Origin of the sequence: Arcticibacter eurypsychrophilus (assembly GCF_001730525.1) — a bacterium.
In the GTDB taxonomy this organism is placed as follows: domain Bacteria; phylum Bacteroidota; class Bacteroidia; order Sphingobacteriales; family Sphingobacteriaceae; genus Arcticibacter; species Arcticibacter eurypsychrophilus.
The window spans coordinates 190,079-216,761 of record NZ_MDFN01000001.1 but is presented as its reverse complement, the minus strand read 5'-3'; the positions used below and the strand labels follow the sequence as shown (position 1 = coordinate 216,761).

Sequence of the window (26,683 nt, the reverse complement as noted above, 5' to 3'; positions counted from 1 at the left end):
TTAAAACAAACACACATGAATAAGTATTTGAAATTATTAGCAAGCTTAGTAATACCTGTTGTATTATTAAGTTCTTGCGGGACTTCAACTCAGATTGTTGGATCCTGGCAAAAGCCCGAAATAAAAACCTTAAATTATCAAAGGGTATTAGTAGCTGCTTTGACTAATAACATAAACGCGCAGCAAAAAGTAGAAGAGGAATTAGCAATGATACTGAGCAGACCGGGCGTTATTGTAACTAAAAGCATAGATGCATTTCCTCCTAATCTGAACAGTAAAAGTAACAAGGACAAAGAAGCTTTGCTTCGGAAGCTCCGTAAATTTAATAGTGATATTATTGTTACCAATACCGTAGTAGATAAAAAAGTTAGTCAAAACTATTCAGGTGGTGGTTTTGGACCCTGGGGTTGGGGAAACCGATGGGGTATGGGTATGTACGGTGGATGGGGCGGAGGTTTCTATGATAACGGCTTCTCATCCTTAGACAGAGATTATTATCTGGAAACAAATGTTTTTAATTCAAAGAGTGGCGAGTTGATTTGGTCAGTTCAGTCACGTACCCATAATCCTTCCAGTCTGAATAAATTTATTGAAGGCTATGCCAAAGTGATCGCTCAAAAGATGATTGAGGACGGCGTAATCAAGCAATTCTAGAAGTTATTAATAGGCCCCAACAGGCTTTGTTCATATTGGAAAAGGCGCAAATTAGTATTTATACTATCTTTGCGCCTTTATCATTAACGAACTATATCGCACATGATCAAATTATTGTTTCAGGCAATTTTACTATTATTGATCCCTCAAGTTATTTTAGGTGATCCTTCCGCAAAGATTGCTACCACATTTACAGTGGTTATAGACCCGGGTCACGGGGGACATGATGGTGGCGCTTCAGGTAAAATATCCAAAGAAAAGGATATAGCTTTAAAGGTTGCACTTCTTCTCAGTGATAAATTAAGAGCTAAAGGTGTTAAAGTGATTGTTACACGAAGTACAGACCGATTTATTCCTTTATACGAGCGAATAGGTTTGGCAAATAAGGTAAAAGCAAACCTGTTTATATCCATTCACTGCAATTCTATGCCACAAAATAAAAGTAATCGTGCGTCTATAAGGGGAACCGAAACCTTTGTTTCTGGTTTTGGTAGATTGGATGAGCAGGATATTGCTTTGCGAGAAAACGCCTCTATCCTGTTGGAAAAAGACTATAAGAAAAACTATGCTGGTTACGACCCTAGAAATCCGGAGAGTTATATCATCTTGTCTTTAATGAAGAATGCTTACCGGAATCAAAGTATCAAGCTTGCTTCTATCATACAAAAAGAATTTACACAGTCGGGACGACTTGATCGTACTGTACAAGAGAAAAGTCTGGCTGTATTAGCCCGCGCATCTATGCCGGCGGTGCTTACTGAAATAGGGTTTCTAAGTAGTCCCGCAGAAGAACAATATATGCGATCTGCAGCAGGCCAAAATGAAATTGTAACCGACCTTATGGATGCTGTGCTTGCATACAAAAAGTCGGTTAGGAAATAATCAATATCTTTTATTTTTTAAATTCAGATGTTAGATGGAACTCTATTTCCGGGAAATCGCGTTTAGCCAGGTTGATTGCCCAATCATTATCTGCTAGAAATACCGCATTGCCATCTTTATCTAATGCGATATGCGAAGAGCGCCGTTGCATGATTTCCTGTAACTGTTTTTTATCTTTAGCAGTAATCCAGCTTGATCTGGAGAATGATAGAGGTCTGAATGCACATTTTGCACCATACTCATGCTCTAATCTGAAATTGATCACCTCAAATTGTAAGGCACCAACAGCTCCGACGATCTTTCTGTTCCCCGGTTGTTGAATAAATAACTGGGCAACACCCTCTTCGGTTAACTGCTGAATTCCTTTTTCCAACTGCTTGGTCTTCAAAGGATCTCTATTTTCAACTTCTTTAAATATTTCAGGAGAAAAACTGGGTATGCCTTTAAACTGCAATTCTTCCCCTTCTGTTAGCGTATCGCCAATTTTAAAGTTTCCACTATCATATAATCCAACTACATCCCCTGGCCATGCTTCTTCCACAAGTGTTTTATCATTTGCCATAAAGTCCATCGGATTGGAGAACTTCAGCTTCTTGTTCAAACGGGTATTAAAATAAAACTTATTACGTTCGAACTTTCCGGAACAGATTCTTAAGAAAGCAATCCGGTCACGGTGTTTTGGGTCCAGGTTAGCATGAATCTTAAATACAAAACCTGTAAAGGCCTTTTCATCTGCATAAACCATACGTTGATCTGCTTCGCGACTAGCCGGACTTGGTGCAATGACGATAAACGTCTCTAATAATTCACGAATTCCAAAGTTGTTAATGGCACTGCCAAAAAATACAGGAGCCAGTAGACCTTCCTGATACATTTCTTTATCTAACGGACCGTAGATTCCTTCCGTAAGTTCAAGATCGGACTTCAATTTATCCAATGCTTTGGTTTGCAGATATTCTGAAAGGGTAGGGTCATGTAAATCTTTCACATGAATTACAGGCTCAGTCACTTTTGCTTTATCAGGCTCAAATAAATTCAACTGATTACCGTAGATATTATAAACCCCTTTGAAGGTATGCCCCTGCCCGATAGGCCACGATTGCGGACAAACACTAATCGCAAGTTTTGTTTCCAGTTCATCCAACAGATCAAAGGTATCTTTCCCTTCCCGATCCATTTTGTTAATGAATATAATAACCGGGGTATTACGCATCCGGCAGACTTCCATTAGTTTTTCAGTCTGCTCCTCCACGCCCTTCACACTATCTACAACCAGTATCACGCTATCCACAGCTGATAATGTGCGGTATGTATCTTCAGCAAAGTCTTTATGTCCCGGAGTATCCAGAATATTTATTCTTTTACCTTTATATTCAAAACCCATCACAGAGGTAGCAACCGAAATGCCACGCTGCTTTTCAATTTCCATAAAGTCGGAAGTTGTATTCTGATTCGCTTTATTTCGTTTAACTGCACCAGCAGTATTGATGGCACCACCGAATAACAAAAACTTTTCAGTTAAAGTTGTTTTTCCCGCATCGGGGTGACTAATGATTGCGAAAGTTTTTCTTTTATCTATTTCTGGATGGACACTCATTGTTTTCAAATGGTTGCAAATGTACCATTATTAATGATAACATATAACAGCAGGAAGAACTCAAAATAAAGTTGGATGATCTGTCGCTTTTAATCTACCTAAATGACGGTAAGCCAGGTCGGTAACCTCACGGCCTCTTGCAGTCCGCATTAAAAAGCCTTCCTGAATTAAAAAGGGTTCGTATACTTCCTCAATAGTTCCCTCATCTTCTCCTACAGCTGTAGCGATTGTTTTAAGTCCTACAGGGCCTCCCTTAAATTTATCAATAATAGTAATCAGAATCTTATTATCCATTTCGTCCAGTCCGTAGCTATCTACATTAAGCGCATTAAGCGCATACTTAGCTATATCCGTATCAATGGAACCATTCCCTTTTATCTGCGCAAAATCACGTGTACGCCTTAATAAAGCATTTGCTATACGGGGAGTTCCACGGCTCCTTCGCGCTATTTCATATGCCCCTGTTTCGCTTATAGGGGTTTTGAGTATAGAAGAGGAGCGAAGTACAATAGTGGTGAGTAACTTCGCATCATAATATTCCAATCTGGAATTGATGCCAAAGCGAGCTCTTAAAGGCGCAGTCAGGAGCCCCGATCTTGTTGTTGCGCCAATCAATGTGAATGGATTCAGCGTGATCTGCACGGAACGTGCATTAGGTCCTGATTCAAGCATGATATCGATCTTGAAGTCTTCCATTGCTGAGTATAAATATTCTTCAACTACCGGACTTAAACGATGGATCTCATCAATAAACAGAATATCACCCTCTTCCAGGTTAGTTAACAACCCTGCAAGATCACCTGGTTTATCCAATACAGGCCCTGATGTGATTTTGATATTTACTCCCATTTCATTGGCAATGATATGCGAAAGGGTGGTTTTTCCAAGACCTGGAGGGCCATGAAGCAATACATGATCTAAAGATTCACCCCTTTGTTTAGCTGCCTGTACGAATATTCGGAGATTTTCAAGCAGCTTGAACTGTCCGGTGAAATCTTCAAATACCTGTGGTCGCAACACCCGCTCCATATCACGGTCTGTGGGTGTAAGACGTTCTGAGTCGGGATCTATGTTCTCATTCAGCATGCTGCTAAATTACTAAATCATTTATTAGTATGCTAAATTTTTTGGTATCTCTCTAGCAGAGAATCAGTATGAAGGAATAATTGAAATTGTAAATACAAAAAAGGATGTACCCCTTAGGACACAACCTCTTTTCTTGAGCGATGAGAGCGCTATTTAATTAAAATCTTATATGCACTATGCAATTAGAAAACATTGAGAGTAGGGTATCATTCTTATAATAAGCTGATCATGACTTTCATTAACTGATTGAGGTTCTCTAATGTTAATTTTTTTTATTTCTGAAACTATCTTTATTAGTTGGGTTGTCTGTTCAGTTTTTTGAGTTTTCATAATATTTAGCATAGGTGCTGTTGCTTGTTCTATTTTGATGAATTATCTGATGAATTATCTTTACTTGCTTCTGCTTCTTTTCTTTGCCTTTGCAGTTGCTCTACATCTCTGATATCTGAGGCATTTTCAGGATCGGAAGGATTTTCCCAAGTTAAATCCTCTTTCTCATGAATATCTTCCTGCTCTTCTTTAGAGATGTTTAATTTATTTGGAACAGTCATATACACCTACATTTACGAATACCATACCAAAGTGTACAAATGATTGATAATTGCACTTATTTTCACGTAATTTCACATAAAGACGAATAAAATAAGAATAGTACTGTCAATAATTCTATACACAATTTTGACAAATACATTCGTTTTCCGTGTAATTGTAGCATGAAAAGGACAAATCCATGTTTGAGAAGAATTGATTATTCTTATTTTTGCAACTGAGGACTGAAAGTATACTAATATGGCGGAAATTAACGCATACAGTGAAGATAGCATCAAGTCACTGGATTGGAAAGAACATATTCGCTTAAGACCCGGAATGTACATAGGCAAACTAGGTGACGGGTCTGCTTACGATGACGGTATATATGTATTATTAAAAGAGATTGTCGACAACTCCATAGATGAATTTGTGATGGGGGCGGGGCGTACAATTGATATTAATATTTCGGAGCATAAAGTATCAGTTCGTGATTATGGCAGGGGCATCCCTCTTGGTAAGGTAGTAGATTGTGTTTCTAAAATCAATACCGGGGGCAAATATGACTCCCGTGCCTTTCAAAAATCCGTTGGTCTGAATGGGGTAGGTTCAAAGGCTGTGAATGCACTTTCATCTATCTTTATAGTACAATCCTACAGGGATAACCGAACTAAAATTGCAGAGTTCAGTCAAGGCGAAATTGTTAGGGATGAAGAGGAAAAAGAAACGACACAGCGAAACGGCACCTCGATAACGTTCCATCCTGACGATTCTATTTTCAGGCACTATCGCTTTATTCCCGAATTCATAGAAAATATGATCTGGAATTATGTATTCCTGAATGCCGGACTTACCATAATTTTCAACGGTAAAAAATACTTCTCTGAACGTGGTCTTCACGATCTGCTGGTTAAAAATACAGATGCCGAAACGCTCCGATACCCCATCATTCATCTGAAAGGGGAAGATATTGAAATTGCTATGACCCATGCACAGCAATACGGCGAAGAATACTATTCCTTTGTAAACGGGCAGCATACCACGCAAGGAGGTACACACCAGGCAGCATTCCGCGAAGCAGTGGTCAAAACAATCCGTGAGTTTTTTAAGAAAGAATTTGAAGCCGCTGATGTAAGGGCATCAATTGTTGCTGCCGTTTCGGTACGTATTCAGGAACCTGTGTTTGAATCTCAAACTAAAACCAAACTCGGTTCTTTAAATGTGAGTCCTGAGGGTCCAACAGTACGTGTCTTTGTCAATGATTTTATTAAAAAAAGTCTGGATGACTACCTTCATAAATATCCTCAAGTAGCTGATGCCATGTTAAAACGGATCATGCAATCTGAACGCGAACGTAAAGACATTGCCGGAATTAAAAAACTGGCTAACGATCGCGCAAAAAAAGCATCCCTGCATAACCGTAAACTAAGAGACTGCAAAATACATTTTGAAGATAATCACGAACGGAAGCAGGATACCACCTTATTTATTACCGAGGGAGATTCTGCAAGTGGATCCATTACTAAATCCAGAGATGTAATGACCCAAGGCGTGTTTTCACTCAAAGGTAAACCGCTTAATTGTTTTGGACTAACAAAAAAAGTAGTGTATGAAAATGAGGAGTTCAACCTTTTGCAACATGCACTAAATATTGAGGACGGACTGGATGGCCTTCGCTATAATAATATTGTTATTGCTACCGATGCTGATGTGGATGGTATGCATATCCGGCTTTTACTGATGACCTTTTTCCTTCAGTTTTTCCCTGATCTCGTAAAAGCAAGACATGTGTTTATTTTGCAGACCCCCTTGTTCAGGGTCCGCAATAAAAAAGAAACCATCTATTGTTACAGTGATGAAGAAAGGCTCCGAGCTATAAATAAGCTTGGCGTGAAACCTGAAATTACCCGATTTAAAGGATTGGGCGAAATTTCACCCAGTGAATTTGGCTTATTTATAGGTAAAGATATCCGTTTAGACCCTGTCATACTGAAAGATTCCAATATCCAGGCCATGCTGCAATACTTTATGGGTAAAAATACACCTGATCGTCAGCAGCATATTGTACGCAATCTGCGCGTAGAAAAAGATGACAAGCTTATTCTTTCTGAAGAGAAAACAACAGTAGCAGAAGATCTGGAAGAAGAGTCCGCCGCCTGATGGAAAACCATTAAACAAAAGAAGGGGCTGTATTTGCATACAGCCCCTTCTTTTGTTTAATAAATACGATTAGTTGAATACACTTGATACGTTAGTGATTTTCCATCCTTCATCTGTATTTGAAATAGTGACATAGTTCACTTTTGAAAAGTTTTCGTAAGTCATAGTTACTTTAACGATAGACTGAGCATCTCCTTTTTCTATAATGGAGTAATCTGTCTTGCAGTTTTGGTTAATGTTTTCTGATACTTTCAAAGAGCTGATCATTTCGGCTCTGTTATAGTTGATTACCTTACTTCCCTGTGCAAGAGTAAACTTAACATTGCGATCTAATATATCTTCTATTCCTTTAATTTTTCCTTGAGATACAGCACCTATGTAAGTCTTAATGGCATAGTCCATAGTAAGAGACTCTTTGTCAACTTTAGCATAACCAGAAGTGATAATTAAGGATAATAATAATAATGTGGCGAGTATAGATTTAAAAGCTTTCATAACTTTATTTATTTAGTTGTTCTTTATTTTTTACACAACAAATATAGAGCTGAAAAAGCCTGTTCACATCATTCAGCAGTACTTTTGCTTGAATTTCAACAATGTATGAAAGCCCTTGTAATTCCTGCAAATTATTACTTTTCCACTATCGCTATTAAGCAGTTTTTTGATTAAAAAAAGCATTAATTATATTGTGATTTTTATCAGATATGCCCCTATAAAAATGACCTTTATCACCTTTACTTTTTTTCGAAGAATACTATGAGTTGTTCTTCCACTAATTCTCCCATTGTGTTGCAATTTAAGAAGGAACCTTTCTTATGATATTCCCATAATTCGTTGCGTAATTGAACCACTTTTTCCCTTGGGGAGATCTCATGTTTCTTCATTACATTCAGTATATCCCTAAGCCGGTAGTTCACTAGTTTCATACGGCCATTGATTAAGCTTCGCTCTTCTTCCTGGTATTGCCGCATGGTTGTTTTATCCATATGCTGAATTCCCAACTGGACAAGCTTGTTGTTTTCTTTGAAATACTGTGGCAGATAAAAGTTTCTGCGCCCTTCATAAGATTGCTGATCAAAGTCAATCGCACGGATCCGGTATTGATTCCCCTCAATATCCGGGGTAATATGAACTACGTAATTATAGGACCGCATATCGCCAAGCAGACGGATAAAACAACGTTCATTGAATTTAACAAACTCCTTGCAAATACGGATCTGGTTAAATTTAGAGGTATTCGTACGCTGCTGAATGAATACATCACCCGGAAGTCCGGAGATATGCTCCTCAATAAGCGTATTGTTGTCTGTAAGGTACGTGATTCGATTAGGGGATAGAATGTGTTCCAGCTCAATTCCGTACACTCTGGAAGCGTCTGCCACCTTCACGTAGAAGTAATCGTAGTTATCATTGAACCTATTGATTACTCTGATCCGGAAAGGTTTGGAGTTTCCGAACGTACAATAGTCTATTTGCGCAATGTGCAGATGTTCCATTACCTGCATATCCCCGTCTGCATTCATCAACGCATAAATATAATTCAGGTTCGGGAAGAGGTCCCCCATTTCCGACTGATCATAATACACCGTTTGCCAGAGGGTGTCATTTCCTGCCTTATCTAATAAAGGAGTGCTGAATTGAAAGCGCAACAAATCGGCATACTGCACAGGAAGTTTTACCTCCCTGTTATACTTGACTAAATATTCCCTTAAGGGTTCAGTAATTTGGTAACAGAACTTTTTCTTTGAAGGTACGTCTGCTCTGGTTTCGTAATCCGGCATAGGGAAAATTGTATTATATACTATTTTAAAAATATCTCTGTAGCTCCGTACCCGAATTTTTCTTTGCGGGCATCCATAAAGGTCTTCACCTGTTTATTGCGTCCAAGGGTTTTGTGGATTTCTATTTTCAGAGTGCCATTGCCAACACCGTGTATAAAAATCACCGAATGCAGCTTGTGTACAATTGCGGCATCCAAAGCCTTCTGATAATGCTCCATTTGGATCTTAAGAATCTCGGTCTTGCTTAAAAGCGCAAAATCATCCCGCAATTTTTCGATATGCAGATCAATTTCATTTGCCGGTTTCTCTACTGTCTTCTTTTCTTCTGTTGGCTTAAAAAAACTTTCCTTCAGCTTCTCTGCATCGATAATAATATCTTCTTCATCCAAACGGAATGTCCAGGCATCCTTATTTAAAAGAGCTACCCTCTTCTTTGTTCCTGCAAAATCCTTTCCTTTAAAGCGCTCTGTAAACCGTAGCGCAGCAGGGATACTGCTATTCAGTTTTGAGAAGTATAGGATCTCTACCGTAAATGCAGGCCATACACTCAGGTCTGCCAGGTTAGCGGAATAGATATCAGTTGAGGAATGGGGATTGATCATACCGGCATATTCGCCTTTTGATAAACCTGCCTTCTCTGTAACCAGTGTAGTCAAAAGTTGAAAGGAGGTCTCATTCACCAGGTTAAAGTGAACCACTGATCCTTTATTCTGATCGGGTACCACGGCAACATAAATCCCCTTCGTCTCAAATGGTCCTGTATATACTTCGGCTGCAGGCGTTACTTCTTCGGGAGAATCCGCATATTTATGCCCATGTACCCGCGTTACCTTTGCAACCGGTACCGGGATTTCAAAGTCATCTTCTCCTGTTACCCCAATCATATCTTCACTGATGATACGGGTGATATAACCTTCCATTTTTTCGTCTACAAACCGAACAAATTCTCCTAGCTTCAAATCCATGATGATGTATCTTAATTAAAAAACAAAAATACTTAATTAGCGAATAATATAGGGGAGTTTCATTTCTTTTGTATTTTAGGGATGTGTTAAAGATAGCCTGGGACCCCACGTACGTTTTGCCTTTGCCAGGAGGGCACCGTTTTCCAATGCTCAAGTATGAACTGATTCCCGGACAGCTGCTTTATGAAGGATTAATCACGCAAGAGAATCTATTTTCTCCCGGCAAGGTCAATGAAGACATCATTCTTTTATCCCACCAGCAAGATTACTGGGAACGCCTGAGGGATCTGCGTTTAAGTCCTGCAGAAATCAGACGGTCAGGTTTCCCTTTAACGCGTCCATTGGTAGAGCGCGAACTGATGATCGCGCAGGGCACCATTGAGTGCTGCCACTTCGCTCTGCAATATGGTATTGCCTTTAACGTAGCCGGTGGCACACATCATGCGGGCAGTAATTGGGCAGAAGGTTTCTGCTTTTTAAACGACCAGGCCATCGCCGCCAATTATCTCCTTAAAGCACACTTAGCCCAAAATATTTTAATCGTTGATCTGGACGTGCATCAGGGCAATGGTACCGCGGAGATTTTCTCCAGTAACAACCAGGTATTTACCTTTTCTATGCATGCGGAGAAAAACTTCCCCTTTAGAAAGGAAAAGTCTGATCTGGATATTGGATTACCTATTGGTATGGAAGATCAGGAATATCTGGAAATATTAAAAACGCAACTCCCAAAACTTTTTGAAAAGGTAAAACCTGATTTTGTATTTTATCTATCCGGGGTAGATGTATTAGCTACTGATAAGTTAGGTCATCTGGCATTAAGCAGGGCAGGTTGCAAGTCCCGCGATGAAATAGTGCTACGTACCTGCAAGCAATGGAATATCCCGTTGCAGGTTAGTATGGGTGGTGGTTACTCACACCAGATGATCGATATCGTAGAGGCTCATTGCAACACCTTTAGAGTAGCAGATCAGTTATTCTTTTAAAGAGAGCCGGCTGCACTCCTTCCATCAGGCATATTTGCAGAGATAAGAGCTTTGTTCATTACTTCTTACTTTAAAGGATACGTGAGCATCAACGCTAAAGGTCTCGTTCTTCTTAAAACTTTTCCATTCTGTGGCTTCAGGCAGCAGAACCACTAACTCACCTTCAATTACGGTCATGTATTCCTTCTGAGAAGTATTAAATTCATATTCTCCTTTTTCCATCACCCCAATAGTCGATTTTCCTTCTGGCGATTCATACGCCAGTGACTTAACTGTACCATCAAAATATTCGTTTACCTGAATCATATCTTTAATTAAAAACGGAAGATCAGGATTTTAAATGAAAAAAGCCCCAATATAGGGGCTTTAAGGTCATTTTTAATTGTAATATTAAAGGGTGATCTCTGCGATGAACAGATTATTGACCAACCTTTGTAGTGTCAGTCGGTACAGCTGTAGTATCTGTCGGTGCAGCTGTAGTATCCGTAGGCGTAGTTGCTGGTGTACTCGTAGTATCAGTAGGAACAGTTGTGGTGTCCTGTGCAACTTGAGTAGTAGTATATTTAACTGGGTGACTAGTTGCTGTCAAAGTTGTAATTCCTGCAAATGCCAATAAAGAGGCTGCGAACATTAATTTTTTCATGATATATCGTTTTAGAATTAAATTATTCAATTATTGATATAAACATTTGTAGCAATTCCGTGCCATTGTGAGAAATATAGTCAAAACACTAGTTATGAATGCTTAAGGGAGTTTGGTGTAAAATAAATATGTAGAACATCACCACGGTGTGTAGTTTAGTACCTCAAAAACTACTCAAATTAATTTTTACACGCATTTATGATCACATGCTTGTCCTGTAAAGAAATTAATTCTATATTTGCACCTCATTTAAAAAAAATAATAACTAACAATGTACGCAATAGTAAATATAGCAGGACAGCAATTCAAGGTTGCAAAAGACCAGCAGATCTTTGTACATCGCTTACAAGGAGAAGAAGGCGCTAGTGTTGAATTTGATCAGGTATTGTTAGCTGTAGACGGAAGTGATATTCAAGTAGGTGTTCCTGCTTTAGTAGGTGCGAAAGTTTCAGCAACGATCTTAACTCATTTAAAAGGAGATAAAGTGATTGTATTCAAAAAGAAACGTCGTAAAGGATACAAGAAAAAGAACGGTCATCGTCAACAGTTCACAAAGATTGCAATCACAAGTATTACTTTGTAATTCACAAATTAATATACAGACACAGAATAATAACCTGAATTGATCATTCAATTCAAAAATATAAAAAAACATGGCACATAAGAAAGGCGCTGGTAGTTCGAATAACGGTAGAGAATCGCATAGCAAACGCTTAGGTATTAAGATCTTTGGTGGTCAGGCAGCTATTGCAGGTAACATCATTGTTCGTCAACGTGGAACTAAACACCATCCAGATAAGAATGTTGGCTTAGGAAAGGATCATACGATCTTTGCTTTAGTTGATGGTACTGTAGTGTTCAGAAAGAAAAAAGATAACAGATCATACGTTTCTATTCTTCCCCTGGAAGTTTCTGCTCTTGCAGAGAGTCCAGCTGTTGAAGCTGAAGCGCTTGCTACTGCTGAATAAAAATACATCGTGTAATAAAAAAGGCCTTGCTGATTCAGTAAGGCCTTTTTTATTACACGATGTATTTATTTATGCCCGATTGAAAACTTAAGCTTCCCTGGTTAAAAGCTGTCCCGCAAATTCTGCCAGCGCTTGCTTTTTCTCCTGAGGTACAGAAACCTGGTCCAGTGCGGCAAGTCCCTTCCTGGCATAATGGTTCATTTCTTCTTCAGCAAGTGGCCGTAATCCTAAGCGGTTGTAGATTCCTGTAACAGACTTGATCTTACTGGCAGGGTCAAACTCCGTGGTATTAATCCAATACGTTAATTCTTCTTTATCCAGCTCATCTGCTAACTCCAGTGCCTTGATCAGGAGGAACGTTTTCTTATTAGAAAGAATATCCCCGCCAACCTGCTTCCCAAATTTCTCCGGATCTCCATAAACATCCAAAATATCGTCCTGCAGCTGGAAGGCAATTCCAACGTTTTCTCCAAAAGCATACAACTCATCCGCTACTTCTGTAGAGGCCTTACTAATCAGCGCACCAATTTTTAAACTTCCTCCAAGCAATACAGCTGTTTTAAGCCGGATCATCTCCATATACTGGGCAATGCTGACTTCGTCTGTGATCTCAAAGTTCATATCAATCTGTTGCCCCTGGCATACCCCGGCAGCAGTTTCGTTGAACACGTCCAGTACCTCTTTCAAAATACTGCTCTCAACCGAACCAACAAGCAGTTTGTACGATTCAATCAGCATCACATCACCCGAAAGGATGGCTATATTGTCGTTCCACTTCGAATGTACAGTCGCTTTTCCTCTTCGTAAAGGAGCCTTATCCATAATGTCATCATGCATCAGCGTGAAATTATGAAATACCTCTATAGCTACTGCAGCATCAAGTGCAGCAGTAATCGGACCATCGAACAGGTCGCAGGCCATTAAAGTCAGCACAGGGCGCATTCTCTTGCCCCCTAACGACATAATATAAGTTATAGGTTCATATAGTTCCGACGGAGCTTCCGTGTAACTCTTCGCAGCTATTTGCTTATTTACTAAATCCTGTAATTGCGTAATCGTATACATCATTCGCGGGTCATGTTCATCTTTTATTGCAATAATTTAAAGTCGATCTGACGTTTAGCCAATTCCACTTTTTTTACCAGGATCCTGACCTCATCTCCCAGCTGATATTTTTTCTTTTTACGCTGACCGATAATACAGTAGTTCTTCTCATCCAATACATAGAAATCATCTGAGATATCCCGGAGCCGTATCATTCCTTCGCATTTATTTTCTTCAATCTCCACAAACATGCCCCATTCCGTAACACCGGAAATTATACCATTGTACTCTTTACCAATATTGTCCTGAAGGTATTCAGCTTGTTTGTATTTCACCGAAGCACGTTCCGCATCTGCCGCCTTTTTTTCCATTTGAGAAGCATGGAGACAAAGTTTTTCATACTCTTCTTCATTTACCGACTTTCCTCCTTCCAGGTAATGTTGCAGCAAGCGGTGTACCATCACGTCGGGCGACCGGCGGATAGGGGAGGTGAAGTGGGTGTAATAATCGAAAGCCAGACCGTAGTGACTGGATTTTTTAGTCGTATAAACCGCCTTGGCCATCGAGCGGATCGCCAGGTGCGTCAGCACATTTTGTTCTTTTTTGCCTTCCACATCCTCCATTAAAAGGTTGAGTGATTTGGCCACTTCCTTACTGGAAGAGGTATTGATCTTATAACCAAATTTAGCGGCAAACTGCGCAAAACTAAGTAAAGCCGTTTCCTTTGGCGCATCATGCGAACGGTATACAAAAGTGTATTTGTTTTTACCCTTCCCTTTTTTTGCAATCAGCTCAGCCACCTTTCTATTGGCCAGTAACATATAATCTTCAATCAGTTTATGTGCATCCTTGCGTTCCTTCACATATACACCGATAGGTTTGCCCGCTTCATCAAGCTTAAACTTCACTTCGGAAGTTTCAAAGCTGATCGCTCCTTGTTTGAACTTTTGGTCCCTCAGGATATAAGCAAGTTCATTCAGCTTCAGGATTTCTTCCCGCAGATCTTCTGATTTGCCTTCTATCACATCCTGTGCCTCTTCGTAACTGAAACGTCTGTTCGAGTGGATGATGGTTTTACCAAACCATTGTTCAATGATATTCGCTTTATTATCCAACTCAAATACAGCAGAGAAACATAACTTATCTTCGTTAGGACGTAATGAACATACTCCGTTTGAAAGCCGCTCGGGCAACATCGGAATCACGCGGTCGACCAAATATACCGAAGTACCCCGTTCAAAAGCTTCCTGATCCAGTGCTGTACCTGGAATCACATAATGTGAGACATCCGCAATATGAACCCCTATTTCATAGTTTCCATTTTCCAGCACACGATACGATATCGCATCATCAAAGTCCTTTGCATCTGCAGGATCGATAGTAAAAGTCAGGATATCGCGGAAATCCCTTCTCTTCGCAATTTCCTTTGCCGTAATACCATCCTTAATTGCGTTCGCTTCATCTTCTACTTGTTTGGGAAATTTTAGTGGAAACCCGTATTCCGCCAGAATAGCAGTCATTTCGGTATTGTTTTCTCCCTGTTTACCCAACACAGTAGTAATTTCTCCTAAGGGGTTCTTCGCATCATCGGGCCAGTTTGTGATTTTTGCAACCGCTTTTTCTCCGTGTTTCGCACCGTTCAGCTTTTCTAATGGAATAAAAATATCCCTTAGCATCTTACGGTCGTCCGGTATAAAAAAAGCGAAATTATCTGAGATTTTTACGATCCCTGTAAAATCCATTTTGGCACGTGCCAGGATCTCTATAATCTCCCCCTCTTTTCTTCTGCCTTTGCTATTTGCAAAAACGTATGCGCGGACTTTATCGTTATTTAACGCGATCCCTACTTTTCGGGGAGCAATGTAGATGTCTTCCTCCAGATCATCATCAGGTACAATGAAAGCAGAGCCATCACTGGTCATTGAAACTTTCCCTGTGACAATGGTTTTAAGTTCTTTCAGCTGAAATTTGCCCTTTTTAGGTTCAGAAAATATCCCTTTATGGGTTTCCTCCTGCAATACTAATAATATGGTCTCCCGCGATTCCGGGTCAGTCAAATTTAGTTTTGAAGCAATCTGTTTATAGTTCATAGGAGTGTTGCCTCCCTTTTCCAAGATATCAGTGATAAGTTGCGTAAAAACAACTATCAGATGGTTGGATTTTTTCTTTGCCATTTCGTTATTGTATTATAAGATCACAACATAAAGTGTCTCCATATAGTTCATGGTTATTTCAGATGTATAGATCGTAAAAGGCCAAGTTAATAAATTTGCCTTTTATCTGGATCGAATATATAAAATTACTAGCATGGATTGTAGCCTTTTGATATAAATGGACTAAACATGTTACCGACAAGTTATGACCGGATTACCCTTGACCCAAGGGTGAAGTTACAGTGAGGCCACAGTGAGGCCACCTTTTAACGCAAAAACGTGGCCTCACTGTGGCCTCACCGTGGCATCACTGTGGCATCACCGTTAATCTGGCCATCATCTGATGTAAAATTTTCCTTAATTTGACACCTGGAATTTTAATACGGAACCGATTTGTTTGCTTTCTGAAAATGGAGTAAAAAAAAAGAGACGACCTGATCGGCCGCCTCTTTTTAAAGGTACAAAGTATAATCAATCCTAACCTACAGAATTAATACACCAGGTTTATTTAGTAATGGTATGCGTACCATATTCGTTTCGACTATACTCTCGGGCACAAATATGTATTTCTTATCGAAAATCTGTTTATCAATATAATAGCTTAATAGATATTCATTTGTCAAGCCAAATACTTGTTCATCTATGGCTTCTATTTTAGCAAATCCTTTTGATGCTACATCACCAATTGAATGTCTTAAAACCGAAGTCTTCACTTCCACTCCATTTTTTGTCCCATATCCTTTGGATGATACGAGGACGGTTTCAATAGCCACATTCTTCAGGTTAATCAGGTATACATTCCATGAACGTCCCTCGGGACTTTCACTTTCAAGTACAACGGTTATACCTATATCTTCTACGCGATTTTCTGGAATATCTTTTTTCATAGGTTGATAAGCAGATCAAACGATTTATTTTTTCTTTGCGAATTTTTTTGTTGCTTTTTTAGGTTCTTTCTCAGCAGCGTCAAATAATACCTTTACTTCTGCGAAAGTCAGTTCACTTGCTTCTTTATCTTTAGGAATCTTCACATTTGCTTTTCCGTATTCAATATAGGGTCCCCATCTGCCATTCAGGATTTTAACCGTTGGATCTTCATCAAACGTTTTGATTAACTTTTCAGCATCTTTCTGACGTTTTTCCTTGATGATTTCGATACAAGCTTCTTCCGTTACGGAATGCGGGTCTACACCTTTTGGTAATGAATGGAAAACGCTGTTATGGCGTACGTAAGGACCGAAACGTCCAATCGCTACAGTCATGTCCTTTTCTTCAAACGTTCCTACAACTTTAGGAAGTCTGAAAAGTTCCATCGCTTCGTCCATCGTGATGGTTTCAATCATCTGACCAGAGCGTAAACTGGCATAACGTGGTTTTTCTTCACCTTCTGTATCACCAATCTGAACAAAGGGGCCATAACGACCTATCCGAACAGAAACCTTTTTTCCGGTTTCAGGCTCTTCACCGAGATCTCTTTCTCCACGTGCTTTTTCAGCATTAAGTAAAGTATTTTCAACTTCCTTGTGGAATGGACTATAGAAAGCCTTTAGCATTTCGGTCCAGTCTTTCAGTCCGTTGGCAATCTCATCAAACTCCTTTTCTACACTGGCAGTAAAGTGAAAGTCGACAATACCCTTGAAATGCTGAACTAAAAAGTCATTTACAACGGCACCGATATCCGTGGGAAACAGCTTGGATTTCTCCGCGCCTGTCATCTCCGTTTTAATATCTTTAACTACAGTTGATTTAGCAAGAGTGAATACATTGAAATTCCTTGATTTTCCTTCCCTGTCTTCCTTAATTACATAACCCCTATTTTGTACAGTTGAAATGGTTGGGGCGTAAGTAGAAGGACGGCCGATACCCAGTTCTTCCAGTTTTTTAACTAGACTGGCTTCTGTATAACGGGAAGGGGGACGGGAATAACGTTCGGTTGCCTTGATCTCCTGATTGATTAATGACTGATCTTTAGAAAGAGGAGGGAGCAGGGCGTTATCAGCGTCTTCATCCAGGTTAATTTCCTGATCCTGATCGTCATCACTGGATTCCATATAAACTTTCAGGAATCCGTCGAACTTCATGACTTCACCAGTGGCAGTAAAGTTTTCCTTCCGGGTAGAGATGCTAATCTTCGCAGTTGTTTTTTCAAATTGAGCTTCACTCATCTGAGAAGCAATAGAGCGCTTCCAGATCAGTTCATACAGACGCTTTTCCGAGGCATCGCCATCAATGGAATGCACATCAAAATAAGTAGGTCTGATTGCCTCATGCGCTTCCTGAGCGCCTGCAGACTTGGTTTTATATTTACGTTGCTGATGGTATTTTTCGCCATAAGCATTGTTGATTTCGTTGGTAGCAGCTTCCAGAGCAGTATCCGATAAATTCACGGAGTCTGTTCTCATGTAAGTAATTTTCCCAGACTCATAAAGCTTCTGGGCAATTAACATGGTTCTGGAAACGGAAAAACCTAATTTCCTGCTCGCTTCCTGTTGTAAGGTTGAAGTGGTAAAAGGAGCGGATGGGTTACGTTTTGTAGGTTTGCTTTCAACAGAGGTTACTTTGTAAGTAGCATCCAGGCAAGCATTTAAAAAGTCTGTTGCTTCGCTTTCAGTATCAAAACGTTCGGGAAGTTCGGCTTTGAAAATTTCTTTGACTTTGCCTGTGCTGAAGATAGCGGTAACCTTGTAGGCTGCAATGGGGATAAATTTATTGATTTCACGTTCGCGCTCTACGATTAAACGTACAGCAACAGATTGAACCCTACCAGCAGATAAAGATGGTTTTACTTTCTTCCATAGAATGGGAGATAATTCAAAACCTACCAGGCGATCCAGTACCCTTCGTGCCTGTTGTGCATAAACAAGATTATAGTCGATGGTTCTTGGTGAATCAATGGCCTTTAAAATTGCCGGTTTAGTGATTTCATGGAAAACAATTCGCTTCGTCTTTTCGTCCTTTAATCCTAAAGTTTCAAAAAGGTGCCAGGAAATGGCTTCACCTTCGCGATCCTCATCCGATGCCAGCCAAACCATCTCGGCTTCTTTAGCCAATTTCTTCAGTTCGCTGACCACAGCTTTTTTATCCGCCGGTACTTCATACCGCTGGGTAAAATTATTATTAACATCTATAGCATCATCGGTTTTAACCAAATCACGGATATGTCCGTAACTAGATCTTACCATGAAATCGGAACCCAAATAACCTTCTATGGTTTTTGCTTTAGCAGGAGATTCTACGATTAGTAAATTTTTAGCCATTCAATTGATTGGTTTTTCTGCAAATAAAGGCATTAATCAACCCAATCCAAAATAAGATATTGATTTGGGCCTGCATATTTTAATAACTAGATTAAAAAACCTCCACCTAAAAGGTCATTTCCTTCATAGAAAACGGCAGATTGTCCAGGTGCGATTCCGGTAACGGCGTGCTCAAATTCGATCTTCATTAATCCGTCTTCCTGCACGATAATACTATTGGAACCGGCATCCTTATATCTTATTTTCGTAATAGCTTCCATAGGCTGGTCTATGCTTTCGTATTTCACCAGGTTTAGGCCCTTTACGAAGGCTACAGACTTGTTTAGCTCCTCATGTGTGCCTAATACTACGGTATTGCTTTCGGGTAAAATTTCCTTCACAAACATGGGGTGCCCAAAAGCAACTCCAAGTCCTTTGCGCTGACCTATTGTGTAGAAAGGATAACCTTTATGCTTACCTACAATCGATCCGTCGGTGAGTGCGAAGTTTCCACCTTCTACTTTTTCTTCCAGTCCTTCTACGCGATGGCGTAAAAAAGAACGGTAATCATTATCGGGAACAAAACAAATTTCGTAACTCTCACTTTTTTTAGCGAGTTCGGTCTGGCCCATATCGACCGCCATTTGTCTGATTTCTGTTTTTGTAAAACTTCCTAAGGGGAATTTGGTACGGGAAAGGTTTTTTTGCGACACGCCCCATAAGACATAAGATTGGTCCTTGTTTTCGTCTTTACCTTTTGAAATTACATAACGTCCGCTATCCTGAGGTCGGATATTGGCATAATGTCCTGTAGCTATAAACTCGCAGTCCAGTTTGTCTGCACGTTTTAAAAGGGCTTCCCATTTGATGTGCGTGTTGCATAATACACAAGGATTAGGGGTTCTTCCGGCGAGGTATTCATCAACAAAGTTATCGATCACAAAGTCTCCGAATTCACTTCTGATATCCAGAATGTAATGTGGAAATCCATATCCTACGGCCAAAGAACGGGCATCATTGATAGAATCCAAACTGCAGCATCCTGTTTCTTTTGATGATGCACCAGAAGAAGCATAGTCCCAGGTTTTCATCGTCAGGCCTATTACTTCATAGCCCTGTTCGTGTAACATTACAGCAGCTACGGAACTATCCACTCCGCCACTCATTGCCACTAAAATTCTTCCGTGCTTACTCATATTATTTGCAAAGATAAATTAAAGATGAGTATAGGGGGTCAATGCCATGTAAAATGTAACTCAAAAAAAAAGTCAGGCAATATGAAACTGCCTGACCCTACATCTACCTATGAAAAAGTTGCTTGGGGTAGCAACAATCATTGAGACAAACATCCGTGTATTTAGGAAAATAAAAAGTGATCTGAAGGACTTATTTGAGATGATTGAAATCATTTATTCCAGAAGAAATGTGGGTAAATATAACCACCAATGATCAATTAATAAAAGGTTACTCGCATATTGCAAAGCAAAAGAGTTATACTTGAATTTATTTTGATAACTTAATACATCAAAATCAGGTTAATAAACTTTTTTTTGATAAGCATAAATCTTTCAAATATTCCTAAAAATTGAAGAATAGTAAAGCAATGAGGCAACTCTCACTTATTTGTTTTGTGTTTCTAAATACGATTGCCTTATCTCAGGACCATCCTTCTAAACTATTTTTAAAGTTAAAAGTGGAAAAATCTGACACGGCTAAAGTATGGATCTATCAGGATCTTGGTATTTATTATCTGGGTTCAAATTTAGATTCTTCGCTTTATTACATAAAGAACGCACTGAACCTGGCACGTAAAGTAAACTATCCCTATGCTGAACTCGTGATGATAGGCAAACTAGCGACTATCAATACGTATGATGGAAACTTGAGTCTGGCTAAACATTATGCAGAAGAATCTTTAAATGGGTTAATAAAAATCAATAACAAGCAAGGTGTTGCTTCCGGATATGAGATTCTTGGGACTGTGGAGAGCAAAATGGGGAACTATCCCGAGGCTATTGATGATTTACTAAAGTCGCTTGCGATCTATAAGCAGTTAAATAATAATGTTGGTGTTGTTCAATCCACTATCAAGCTAGCTGAGATCTGTAGTAGTGCAGGAGATCTGAAAAAGTCCTTGTTTTATTATAAAAAAGCGCAACGGTTGAACGATATAAATCCTTCGGAGTACGAGACCATACGGATATTACAAGGTTTTGGAATTCTAAATGCCAGGATGGGGAAAACGCAGCTGGCCCTAACCTATTTTTTAAAAGGAGTTCAAAAATCCATAAAACCAGAATTCGCAAGTCTGCATTTGCCCATGCTTACACATACAGGTAATGCGTATTATAAGCTGGGATATAAGGATAAGGCACTGACTTATTATCAGCAATCATTTTCAGAATCCAGGATTTATAAATTACCAGCAAGCGAATCCAGGGCATTGTTAAATCTTGCTTCCGCTTATTCTGATAAAAAAGAATTTAGTCAGGCGCTTGAGCTGTTACAAAAGTCGTTAAGCATAGCCATTTTTATTCACGATAAAGATCTCATATCAGAAACCTGTGAGGCAATGATTGCCGTTTTTAAAGAACAGGGGAATTATAAAGATGCTTTTCTAATGTCGGAGAAACGATATGATTTAAATAAGGATGCATTTAGCACAGACCGAAAAAAAGAAATGGAAATAATGCAGTCTGTGTATGAAAAAGATAAGGCAAATGCGCATGTTAAAACACTTCAATTTGTAAATAGCAAAAGAACACTTCAGCGAAATACAGGAATAGGGGTAGCCATTTTTGTAATCCTTATTCTCGTATCCGTATACATCACCTTGTATAATGTTCGTAAATTAAATAAAAAGCTCAAGGCGTCGAATTTGGTAAAGGATAAGCTATTTTCTATAATTGGACATGATTTAAGAGGTCCGGTGGGTAATATTGTGCAGATGTTAACGCTCTTCGAAAACGGAGGAATGGATCAGGCTGAATTGAAGGGGATTGTTGGGGTGCTTAAAAAACATACAGAGGCCTCATTGTCAACCCTGGACTCTTTATTAGATTGGGGAAGAATCCAGATTCAGGGAGTGAGTGTAAAACAAACGAGTTTTGAGGTTGATAGTATTATTAAGAAAAATCTGGATATTTTTCATGCTGCTTCCAGCGCGAAGTTGATACAAATTGTTAATCATATTCCGGCGGAGATTCAAATTTGTGCTGATCCGGATCATTTTGATTTTGTGTTAAGGAACCTGATCAGTAATGCGATAAAATTTACTTACGCAGGTGGTGTTATTCAGCTTAAGGCCCAGGTGTGGGATAAATATGTCCGTTTTTCCGTGTGCGACAATGGAAAAGGGATGAATGAGCAGGATGCGCAGAATTTATTTTCTTCGTTTGCGCTCAAAGCAGAGGGAACTAGTGGAGAACTGGGAACCGGTATCGGTTTAATGTTGTGTAAAGAATTTATCCTGGCTAACGATGGTTTGATCTGGGTTGAAAGCCGGCAGGATAAAGGCGCCGAATTTTTCTTTACCTTTAAAAGGTAAAAAAAAGCCTTGTGCAGGCTTATGTTTGAATGGGCTAAAAGATCTCCAGTTGGAATTTTACAGGCTCCAGATGATCATCATCATTTCCTTCCATAAAAAGTACGACCTTGTATTCCAAAAGGTTGGGGTTGAATCCCAGAAACATTCTACGCAAACATCTTTGAATAACGGGTCCTATTTGAATATGTAAATTTTCGCAATAGTGGGGAAATTTATGCCGAATGCTTTTGGTATAAAACTCATTTTTATTGAAATTGGAAAGATTAATGGTTAAGATCCCTGCATTATAAAACCCGTCTATAACCACACTCCTAACTTCAGGTGAAATTCGGTCTAACCATTCTTCGGACAATTCTTCGAAAATAGTATTATTAAGATTATTGCTTATTAACTGACGGTATAAATTCAGCATTCTGTTATATATGATTTTATGGAAAAAGCATTCTTTGATTAAAAACTGTTGGAGCGTTATTAGATCAACTCTTAATTTGCTATAAAGTTTAACATTTTTCCTGTTTATTGTAGTTATTTATGTTTATTAAATGTTCAGAACATTGGATTTAAATGGGTTATGGTATAATTCTAGTTTGTCTTATGCATATGATAACCTTATTTAAATGAATTTCAACAATACAGTGGGCATCTTGTTAAGTATTTTATGTCGCTTCAAACGTCTTCAAATACATCTTTTGATCTATTCCTTATTGGTGATACAGGGGATATTTCAATATCTAAGCCTGACCCTGTACTGGAAATGCTTAATGCACACTTTGATCCGAATCAAGCATCGTCTGTTATTTTTTTAGGTGATAATATTTATCCGCGTGGATTGCCTCCGGTAGGGAATATCCTTCGTAAAAATGCTGAAAATACATTAATCCGGCATCATGAGGCCTTAAAAAATTATCCTGGTAAGGTGGTTTTTATAGCAGGTAATCACGATTGGAATAAAGGTAGGAAAAATGGAAAGGAATATATTGAGCGGCAGGATGAATACCTCGAAGGTTTATTTGGTGAAAAGGTTTTGCTCCCGGAAGGAGGGTGTCCCGGTCCCACATCCTTTACCCTGAATGATAATATAGCAGTTGTGGCCATAGATACCCAGTGGTGGATGCAAAGAGACTTAAGTTTTAATGGATCGGCTTGTGCGGACGGGTTAACTTCTGAGGAAGAGTTTTTTGATCGGTTAGTGCAGTTGCTGGATGCCAACAAGCGAAAGCATTTGTTGGTTATCGGTCATCATCCGGTATATAGTTACGCCATCCATGGCGGGCGTTTCAAATTAAAGCATCATATTTTCCCATTAACGCTCTTTGATCAGGATGCATGGATTCCCTTGCCGGGTATTGGGTCTTTGCTGCCTTTATACAGGCGGTTTTTAGGGGCGAGGGAGGATATGGCGCATCCGCCATACCGCAGACTCAGGCATAAATTGAAAGAAATTCTTTCTAACTATAGCAACCTGATCTATGCAGCCGGACATGAGCATAATCTGCAGTATATTCGTAAAAACAGGAATCATTTTATTGTGAGTGGTTCAGGATCGAAAGTAAAATATGTGGTGCAGTCGGGTAAATACCTTCAATTTGGAGAGAAGAGTAAGGGGTTTTTTAAATTGCATTTTGCCATTGATGGCACTGTTTATCTCTCTGCCTGGGCTCTTGATACGTCAGGTGTTTTAAGTATGGGTAAACTGATTTATGAGGAACAAATTATCTGATTTCATACGATAAAGCGCTCTTCTTCGTGTGTGCTTAAAATGCTTAGCTGATCACCTATAGTAAGGTGTCCTGAACCTTCATGGATCAGATTTTGCCCAAAGAGCACCTTGTTGTTTTTTAAACGATATTTTGCCAATGTTGTTAAAGGCTCCTTATCCTTTAGGCCTGTTTGCTGATCTATCGTGGTGATGGTGCAGCGGGCACACAATTTTACACCATTAAACCGGATTCCTGCAATCGCAAAGGAGTTCATCCGGTCTTCTTCATAGGGCTGGCCGCCAGTAAAGACGATACTAGGTCTGAACCGATCGATAGGTAAGGGGAGCTGAATGCGCGCATTGAGATCGTCCAGGGAGGCTTGGCCAATGAGCAAAAAAGGATATCCATCAGCAAAAGAGGTAATGATGCCTGGTTTTGCATAGCGCTGATCGACTTCGCGTTTGGTCTCATCAGGCATATAAACCAAGCGGCATTTTGTGTTTAGGACGGTACTAAACCAGGTGTCTTGTTGATCTCCTACGAATACTGCGGTGCAGTTATCATCCCAGATTACTACATGCAGTTTATTTTGTTCAAGGTTGTGGAAAGGAATTTCAAGTGATCTGTGTTGGGCATGAGAAACGAGTAAACCAGAATAGGCTATTTGCACCTGAATCAGGGCCATTTGTGGGTGTTCGCGCTGAGTAAGGAAACGATTATGCTCGTCCACCAGCATCCATCGCCTGTCGTGTTTAAAACCCCGGGTGGTAACCTCCGCCTGATTAACCGATATGCCGCTTAATGACTTAATCGGATAGATATAGAGTTCAGTAATCTGTAACATCAAGTTGAAATTAGTACCAACCGGTGTCTCCGGTTGGTTGGTGATTTTAAACTGTGAGTTTTTTATACTTTATTCGCTTAGGAGCAAGGTCACCCAATCTCTTTTTACGATTCTCTTCATAGTCACTGTAGTTCCCTTCAAAGAAATAGACCTGGGAATCGCCTTCGAAGGCAAGTATATGTGTGCAGATACGGTCAAGGAACCACCTGTCATGGGAAATGATTACAGCACAACCTGCAAAACCTTCCATTCCTTCTTCCAATGCTCTCAACGTGTTGATATCTATATCATTGGTTGGCTCATCCAGTAAAAGTACGTTAGAATCCTTTTTAAGTGTGATTGCCAGATGTACACGATTTCGTTCTCCACCGGAAATTACGCTGATCTTCTTTTGCTGATCAGCTCCGTTGAAGTTAAACTTCGATACGTAAGCACGGGAATTAACGGGTTTATTGCCCAATAATATAGTTTCTTGTCCGTCAGTAATGTTCTCCCAAACTGATTTGTCGGCATCCAGATCATTATGCATTTGATCTACATAGCCAAGCGCTACTGTTTCGCCCACACGAAAGGATCCGCTATCTGCAGTTTCCTGTCCGGTAATCAAACGGAAAAGTGTAGTTTTTCCAGCTCCATTTGGTCCTATTATGCCTACAATACCTGCAGGCGGAAGCGAGAAGTTTAAATTATCAAATAATATTTTGTCGCCATAGGCCTTGCTCACGTTTGTGGCTTCGATGACTACATTTCCTAAACGGGGACCTGGTGGAATAAACAACTCAAGTTTATCTTCTCTTTCTTTAGTCTCTTCGGAGGCCAGTTTATCGTAGTTGGCTAAACGGGCTTTAGACTTGGCATGACGTGCTTTAGGAGCCATGCGTGCCCATTCCAGTTCCCTTTCGAGTGTTTTTTGACGTTTGCTTTCGGTTTTCTCCTCTTGAGCCAGTCGTTTAGATTTCTGGTCTAACCAGGAAGAATAATTCCCTTTCCAAGGAATGCCTTCCCCGCGATCAAGTTCAAGGATCCATCCGGCTACGTTGTCCAGAAAATAACGGTCATGGGTAACAGCGATTACAGTTCCTTTATATTGCTTTAAATGTTGTTCCAGCCAGTCGATGGATTCAGCATCCAAGTGATTGGTAGGCTCATCCAGAAGAAGAACATCGGGTTCCTGAAGCAAAAGGCGACAAAGTGCTACTCTTCTACGCTCACCTCCTGACAAATTGGCTATTATGGCATCAGGGTCGGGTGTGCGTAAAGCATCCATGGCTCTTTCGAGCTTAGAATCAAGCTCCCACGCACCTAGCGCATCGATTTGATCTTGCAGTTGACCTTGTTTGAGCATCAATTTATCCATTGCATCAGCATCTTCATATACTTCAGGCAGGCCAAACTGCTCGTTAATATATTCATATTCTTTTAAAATCGCTGTGGTTTCTGCTACACCTTCCAATACGACTTCCCTTACTGTTTTACTTGCATCAAGAATAGGTTCCTGAGCAAGATATCCTACACTGTAGCCGGGAGAAAAAACCACTTCACCCTGATTGGTTTTATCTAAGCCGGCAATTATTTTCAGTAAGGAAGATTTTCCGGAACCATTTAGGCCAATTACACCAATTTTTGCACCGTAGAAAAAGGATAGGTATATATTTTTAAGAACCTGCTTTTGGGGAGGGTAGATTTTATTTACCCCAGCCATGGAAAAGATTATTTTTTCGTCTGCCATATTTGCGTATTAGTCGTGCAAATATCGCTAATTGGAGCGTTTTGATGTAATTTTTTGTTAACTTAGAAGTATAGACAGCAATTATTTTCAATTTGGCTTAATTGTTGTTTAAATTATTGCAAATTCGTCCTGTGTATTGATAAAACAAATTATTACATTAGGGCGTTCACACGTAGAAAG

25 protein-coding genes are annotated in these 26,683 nt (G+C 39.7%); 9 read left to right on the top strand and 16 right to left on the bottom strand.

What is annotated here, in order from left to right:
- Positions 1-15 precede the first annotated feature (15 nt).
- Positions 16-654 (top strand): hypothetical protein, encoded by a 639-nt coding sequence (locus BFL47_RS00950; RefSeq protein ID WP_069657915.1) that lies wholly within the window; start codon positions 16-18, stop codon positions 652-654.
- A gap of 102 nt (positions 655-756) precedes the next feature.
- Complete coding sequence (locus tag BFL47_RS00945; RefSeq protein ID WP_069657914.1) at positions 757-1,536, top strand: N-acetylmuramoyl-L-alanine amidase family protein; 780 nt, start codon at positions 757-759, stop codon at positions 1,534-1,536.
- Positions 1,537-1,546: 10 nt separating this feature from the next.
- Here the strand turns inward: BFL47_RS00945 and BFL47_RS00940 are convergent, their stop codons facing one another.
- The 3 genes from BFL47_RS00940 to BFL47_RS00930 all read right to left on the bottom strand — a co-directional run bounded on the left by BFL47_RS00940 (position 1,547) and on the right by BFL47_RS00930 (position 4,770).
- Positions 1,547-3,133 (bottom strand): peptide chain release factor 3, encoded by a 1,587-nt coding sequence (locus BFL47_RS00940; protein WP_069657913.1) that lies wholly within the window; start codon positions 3,131-3,133, stop codon positions 1,547-1,549.
- Positions 3,134-3,193: 60 nt separating this feature from the next.
- Positions 3,194-4,216 (bottom strand): Holliday junction branch migration DNA helicase RuvB, encoded by a 1,023-nt coding sequence (gene ruvB, locus BFL47_RS00935; protein ID WP_069658033.1) that lies wholly within the window; start codon positions 4,214-4,216, stop codon positions 3,194-3,196.
- A gap of 362 nt (positions 4,217-4,578) precedes the next feature.
- Positions 4,579-4,770, bottom strand: coding sequence for a hypothetical protein (locus BFL47_RS00930; RefSeq protein ID WP_069657912.1), 192 nt, complete (start codon positions 4,768-4,770; stop codon positions 4,579-4,581).
- A gap of 238 nt (positions 4,771-5,008) precedes the next feature.
- Between BFL47_RS00930 and BFL47_RS00925 the strand changes: the two genes are divergently transcribed.
- Entirely contained in the window at positions 5,009-6,907 is a 1,899-nt protein-coding gene (locus tag BFL47_RS00925; protein WP_069657911.1) for a DNA topoisomerase IV subunit B, read from the top strand.
- Between the two features lie 69 nt (positions 6,908-6,976).
- Here BFL47_RS00925 and BFL47_RS00920 read toward each other — a convergent pair whose 3' ends face one another.
- From BFL47_RS00920 to BFL47_RS00910, 3 genes are all read right to left on the bottom strand, one after another.
- The gene (locus BFL47_RS00920) at positions 6,977-7,402 is read right to left on the bottom strand and encodes a nuclear transport factor 2 family protein (protein ID WP_069657910.1); all 426 of its coding nucleotides are present in this window, start codon (positions 7,400-7,402) and stop codon (positions 6,977-6,979) included.
- A gap of 239 nt (positions 7,403-7,641) precedes the next feature.
- Positions 7,642-8,688 carry a hypothetical protein gene (locus BFL47_RS00915; protein WP_069657909.1) on the bottom strand — a complete coding sequence of 349 codons (1,047 nt, stop codon included), beginning with the start codon at positions 8,686-8,688 and terminating at the stop codon, positions 7,642-7,644.
- 20 nt (positions 8,689-8,708) lie between these two features.
- Positions 8,709-9,653, bottom strand: coding sequence for a Smr/MutS family protein (locus BFL47_RS00910; RefSeq protein ID WP_069657908.1), 945 nt, complete (start codon positions 9,651-9,653; stop codon positions 8,709-8,711).
- A gap of 83 nt (positions 9,654-9,736) precedes the next feature.
- Between BFL47_RS00910 and BFL47_RS00905 the strand changes: the two genes are divergently transcribed.
- Positions 9,737-10,639 carry a histone deacetylase family protein gene (locus BFL47_RS00905; protein ID WP_069657907.1) on the top strand — a complete coding sequence of 301 codons (903 nt, stop codon included), beginning with the start codon at positions 9,737-9,739 and terminating at the stop codon, positions 10,637-10,639.
- Between the two features lie 24 nt (positions 10,640-10,663).
- Here the strand turns inward: BFL47_RS00905 and ppnP are convergent, their stop codons facing one another.
- Positions 10,664-10,945, bottom strand: coding sequence for a pyrimidine/purine nucleoside phosphorylase (gene ppnP / locus BFL47_RS00900; protein ID WP_069657906.1), 282 nt, complete (start codon positions 10,943-10,945; stop codon positions 10,664-10,666).
- A gap of 112 nt (positions 10,946-11,057) precedes the next feature.
- Positions 11,058-11,282, bottom strand: a complete 225-nt coding sequence (locus BFL47_RS00895) for a hypothetical protein (protein ID WP_069657905.1) — start codon at positions 11,280-11,282, stop codon at positions 11,058-11,060.
- A 271-nt stretch (positions 11,283-11,553) separates the two neighbouring features.
- Here BFL47_RS00895 and rplU point away from each other — a divergent pair, with 271 nt between their 5' ends.
- Entirely contained in the window at positions 11,554-11,865 is a 312-nt protein-coding gene (rplU, locus tag BFL47_RS00890; protein WP_069657904.1) for a 50S ribosomal protein L21, read from the top strand.
- A 70-nt stretch (positions 11,866-11,935) separates the two neighbouring features.
- A complete protein-coding gene (rpmA, locus tag BFL47_RS00885; protein ID WP_069657903.1) occupies positions 11,936-12,250 on the top strand; it encodes a 50S ribosomal protein L27 in 315 nt (104 codons plus the stop codon).
- Between the two features lie 87 nt (positions 12,251-12,337).
- Here the strand turns inward: rpmA and BFL47_RS00880 are convergent, their stop codons facing one another.
- The 5 genes from BFL47_RS00880 to mnmA form a co-directional block, all read right to left on the bottom strand.
- On the bottom strand, positions 12,338-13,315 hold the full coding sequence (locus BFL47_RS00880) for a polyprenyl synthetase family protein (RefSeq protein WP_069657902.1): 978 nt from the start codon (positions 13,313-13,315) through the stop codon (positions 12,338-12,340).
- A 23-nt stretch (positions 13,316-13,338) separates the two neighbouring features.
- Positions 13,339-15,468, bottom strand: a complete 2,130-nt coding sequence (gene rnr, locus BFL47_RS00875; protein WP_069657901.1) for a ribonuclease R — start codon at positions 15,466-15,468, stop codon at positions 13,339-13,341.
- A 461-nt stretch (positions 15,469-15,929) separates the two neighbouring features.
- On the bottom strand, positions 15,930-16,334 hold the full coding sequence (locus BFL47_RS00870; protein ID WP_069657900.1) for a hypothetical protein: 405 nt from the start codon (positions 16,332-16,334) through the stop codon (positions 15,930-15,932).
- A gap of 24 nt (positions 16,335-16,358) precedes the next feature.
- The gene (gene topA / locus BFL47_RS00865; RefSeq protein WP_069657899.1) at positions 16,359-18,704 is read right to left on the bottom strand and encodes a type I DNA topoisomerase; all 2,346 of its coding nucleotides are present in this window, start codon (positions 18,702-18,704) and stop codon (positions 16,359-16,361) included.
- 86 nt (positions 18,705-18,790) lie between these two features.
- Positions 18,791-19,879: a tRNA 2-thiouridine(34) synthase MnmA gene (mnmA, locus tag BFL47_RS00860; protein ID WP_069657898.1), complete on the bottom strand. Its 1,089-nt coding sequence runs from the start codon at positions 19,877-19,879 to the stop codon at positions 18,791-18,793.
- 109 nt (positions 19,880-19,988) lie between these two features.
- Between mnmA and BFL47_RS19670 the strand changes: the two genes are divergently transcribed.
- Both BFL47_RS19670 and BFL47_RS00855 read left to right on the top strand, forming a co-directional pair.
- Positions 19,989-20,132, top strand: coding sequence for a hypothetical protein (locus tag BFL47_RS19670; protein ID WP_170827239.1), 144 nt, complete (start codon positions 19,989-19,991; stop codon positions 20,130-20,132).
- A gap of 136 nt (positions 20,133-20,268) precedes the next feature.
- Positions 20,269-22,230, top strand: coding sequence for a tetratricopeptide repeat-containing sensor histidine kinase (locus BFL47_RS00855; protein ID WP_139125714.1), 1,962 nt, complete (start codon positions 20,269-20,271; stop codon positions 22,228-22,230).
- Positions 22,231-22,264: 34 nt separating this feature from the next.
- Here the strand turns inward: BFL47_RS00855 and BFL47_RS00850 are convergent, their stop codons facing one another.
- On the bottom strand, positions 22,265-22,642 hold the full coding sequence (locus BFL47_RS00850) for a hypothetical protein (RefSeq protein WP_069657896.1): 378 nt from the start codon (positions 22,640-22,642) through the stop codon (positions 22,265-22,267).
- A 246-nt stretch (positions 22,643-22,888) separates the two neighbouring features.
- Here BFL47_RS00850 and BFL47_RS00845 point away from each other — a divergent pair, with 246 nt between their 5' ends.
- Positions 22,889-23,950 (top strand): metallophosphoesterase, encoded by a 1,062-nt coding sequence (locus tag BFL47_RS00845; protein ID WP_069657895.1) that lies wholly within the window; start codon positions 22,889-22,891, stop codon positions 23,948-23,950.
- A 2-nt stretch (positions 23,951-23,952) separates the two neighbouring features.
- Here the strand turns inward: BFL47_RS00845 and BFL47_RS00840 are convergent, their stop codons facing one another.
- Positions 23,953-24,774: an MOSC domain-containing protein gene (locus BFL47_RS00840; protein ID WP_069657894.1), complete on the bottom strand. Its 822-nt coding sequence runs from the start codon at positions 24,772-24,774 to the stop codon at positions 23,953-23,955.
- A gap of 46 nt (positions 24,775-24,820) precedes the next feature.
- Positions 24,821-26,503: an energy-dependent translational throttle protein EttA gene (gene ettA / locus BFL47_RS00835; RefSeq protein WP_069657893.1), complete on the bottom strand. Its 1,683-nt coding sequence runs from the start codon at positions 26,501-26,503 to the stop codon at positions 24,821-24,823.
- Positions 26,504-26,683: the final 180 nt, after the last annotated feature.

What these genes read in the sequence shown, in the direction of transcription:
- rplU (WP_069657904.1), top strand. Translation starts at nt 11,554, where the DNA reads ATGTACGCAATAGTAAATATAGCAGGACAGCAATTCAAGGTTGCAAAA.
- BFL47_RS00915 (WP_069657909.1), bottom strand. Translation starts at nt 8,688, where the DNA reads ATGCCGGATTACGAAACCAGAGCAGACGTACCTTCAAAGAAAAAGTTC.
- BFL47_RS00870 (WP_069657900.1), bottom strand. Translation starts at nt 16,334, where the DNA reads ATGAAAAAAGATATTCCAGAAAATCGCGTAGAAGATATAGGTATAACC.
- mnmA (WP_069657898.1), bottom strand. Translation starts at nt 19,879, where the DNA reads ATGAGTAAGCACGGAAGAATTTTAGTGGCAATGAGTGGCGGAGTGGAT.
- rnr (WP_069657901.1), bottom strand. Translation starts at nt 15,468, where the DNA reads ATGGCAAAGAAAAAATCCAACCATCTGATAGTTGTTTTTACGCAACTT.
- BFL47_RS00945 (WP_069657914.1), top strand. Translation starts at nt 757, where the DNA reads ATGATCAAATTATTGTTTCAGGCAATTTTACTATTATTGATCCCTCAA.
- BFL47_RS00930 (WP_069657912.1), bottom strand. Translation starts at nt 4,770, where the DNA reads ATGACTGTTCCAAATAAATTAAACATCTCTAAAGAAGAGCAGGAAGAT.
- topA (WP_069657899.1), bottom strand. Translation starts at nt 18,704, where the DNA reads ATGGCTAAAAATTTACTAATCGTAGAATCTCCTGCTAAAGCAAAAACC.
- BFL47_RS19670 (WP_170827239.1), top strand. Translation starts at nt 19,989, where the DNA reads ATGAAAAAGTTGCTTGGGGTAGCAACAATCATTGAGACAAACATCCGT.
- BFL47_RS00920 (WP_069657910.1), bottom strand. Translation starts at nt 7,402, where the DNA reads ATGAAAGCTTTTAAATCTATACTCGCCACATTATTATTATTATCCTTA.
- BFL47_RS00850 (WP_069657896.1), bottom strand. Translation starts at nt 22,642, where the DNA reads ATGCTGAATTTATACCGTCAGTTAATAAGCAATAATCTTAATAATACT.
- ppnP (WP_069657906.1), bottom strand. Translation starts at nt 10,945, where the DNA reads ATGATTCAGGTAAACGAATATTTTGATGGTACAGTTAAGTCACTGGCG.
- BFL47_RS00950 (WP_069657915.1), top strand. Translation starts at nt 16, where the DNA reads ATGAATAAGTATTTGAAATTATTAGCAAGCTTAGTAATACCTGTTGTA.
- BFL47_RS00880 (WP_069657902.1), bottom strand. Translation starts at nt 13,315, where the DNA reads ATGTATACGATTACGCAATTACAGGATTTAGTAAATAAGCAAATAGCT.
- ettA (WP_069657893.1), bottom strand. Translation starts at nt 26,503, where the DNA reads ATGGCAGACGAAAAAATAATCTTTTCCATGGCTGGGGTAAATAAAATC.
- BFL47_RS00845 (WP_069657895.1), top strand. Translation starts at nt 22,889, where the DNA reads ATGTCGCTTCAAACGTCTTCAAATACATCTTTTGATCTATTCCTTATT.
- BFL47_RS00895 (WP_069657905.1), bottom strand. Translation starts at nt 11,282, where the DNA reads ATGAAAAAATTAATGTTCGCAGCCTCTTTATTGGCATTTGCAGGAATT.
- rpmA (WP_069657903.1), top strand. Translation starts at nt 11,936, where the DNA reads ATGGCACATAAGAAAGGCGCTGGTAGTTCGAATAACGGTAGAGAATCG.
- BFL47_RS00940 (WP_069657913.1), bottom strand. Translation starts at nt 3,133, where the DNA reads ATGAGTGTCCATCCAGAAATAGATAAAAGAAAAACTTTCGCAATCATT.
- BFL47_RS00910 (WP_069657908.1), bottom strand. Translation starts at nt 9,653, where the DNA reads ATGGATTTGAAGCTAGGAGAATTTGTTCGGTTTGTAGACGAAAAAATG.
- BFL47_RS00840 (WP_069657894.1), bottom strand. Translation starts at nt 24,774, where the DNA reads ATGTTACAGATTACTGAACTCTATATCTATCCGATTAAGTCATTAAGC.
- BFL47_RS00925 (WP_069657911.1), top strand. Translation starts at nt 5,009, where the DNA reads ATGGCGGAAATTAACGCATACAGTGAAGATAGCATCAAGTCACTGGAT.